Raw genomic sequence first — 1184 nt, forward strand, 5'->3', positions numbered from 1 at the left:
AGGCCGGCCCGCCGGTGCAGCCCGAACCACGCCGTCTGGTACGCGATCGTCAGCGCGGCGGCCTGGGCGTCGTCCAGGGCCGCCGGCGCCGGGTGCACCGCCTGCACCGGCACCGTCGCGTACTGCGCCAGCACCCCGATCTTCGAGCCGACGACGCGGTCGCCCACCCGCACGCGCTCCCCCTCGGTCACGCCGGGACCGAGCGCGACGACGTCGCCGCACAGCTCGATGCCGGGGACGAACGGCACCTCGGGCCGCTCCTGGTACTCGCCGCGGGCCAGCAGCACGTCGGGGAAGTTCACGGCGACGGCCCGCACGCGGACCAGCACCTCGCCCGGTCCGGGCTCGGGCACCGGGACGTCGTGCAGCTCCAGCACCCGCTCGGGCTCCCCGTGGGAGACCACGTGCCACGCTTTCGTCGCCGTGGGTAGGTTCACTTCTTCTTCCCTCCTGATGGTTCGGCGCGGATGCCGCGCAGGAACAGCTCGGTGAGCTGCTCGGCCAGCTCGGCGGTGGTCTCGGGCCCGGCGGGCGAGTACCACTGGGGCAGGTAGTGCACGTCCGAGAAGAAGTGCGCGATGAGCACCGCAGGGGGTACGTCGTCGCGGAACACGCCCTCCTTGATGCCGCGCTCCAGCAGGGCCTGGAAGTCGTCGTGGTAGGCCCGGCGGCGGCGCTTGACCTCCGCCTGCCGCTCCGGCGCGAGCATGTGCTGGCTGCGCGTGTACACGGTGCCCTCGGCCAGCAGCTCGATCGACGTGGTCACCACGTCCTCGCACACGGCCCGCAGCACCTGCTCGACGTCGTCGCCGCGCTCGTCCCCCGCCGCCACGAGCTGGTCGAGGCGCGCCTTCTGGAGCGACAGCATGCGCTCGTAGATCGCGAACAGCAGGTCGTCCTTGGACGCGAAGTAGTGGTACATCGCCCCCTTGGTGACGCCCGCCGCCGCGACGATCTCCTGGACGCTCGTGGTGGCGTAGCCCTGGGTGGCGAACAGGTCGAGGGCGGCCCGCAGTACCTGGTCGTGGACGTTCGTGGTGCGCATGGCCACATCCTTCACCGTCCCCGCCGCGACGGCCGCGCGGCTCACCAGGCCGCCCGCACGCTCGCCCCGCCGTCGACCAGGAGGGTCTGCCCGGTGACCCAGGCGGCGTCGTCGGACAGGAGAAAGGCGGCGGGGCCCG

Annotated in this window: 2 protein-coding genes; both read right to left on the bottom strand. The window is 72.9% G+C overall.

What is annotated here, in order from left to right; translation table 11 throughout:
* The coding region (locus PROKR_RS24245) for an alcohol dehydrogenase catalytic domain-containing protein (protein WP_036969076.1) at positions 1-437 on the bottom strand (437 nt) is incomplete at its 3' end.
* The gene (locus PROKR_RS24250; RefSeq protein WP_036968791.1) at positions 434-1045 is read right to left on the bottom strand and encodes a TetR/AcrR family transcriptional regulator; all 612 of its coding nucleotides are present in this window, start codon (positions 1043-1045) and stop codon (positions 434-436) included. The genes PROKR_RS24245 and PROKR_RS24250, both read right to left, overlap by 4 nt.
* Between the last annotated feature and the right edge of the window lie 139 nt (positions 1046-1184).

Origin of the sequence: Promicromonospora kroppenstedtii DSM 19349 (genome assembly GCF_000515355.1) — a bacterium.
GTDB lineage: Bacteria > Actinomycetota > Actinomycetes > Actinomycetales > Cellulomonadaceae > Promicromonospora > Promicromonospora kroppenstedtii.

What these genes read in the sequence shown, in the direction of transcription:
- PROKR_RS24250 (WP_036968791.1), bottom strand. Translation starts at nt 1,045, where the DNA reads ATGCGCACCACGAACGTCCACGACCAGGTACTGCGGGCCGCCCTCGAC.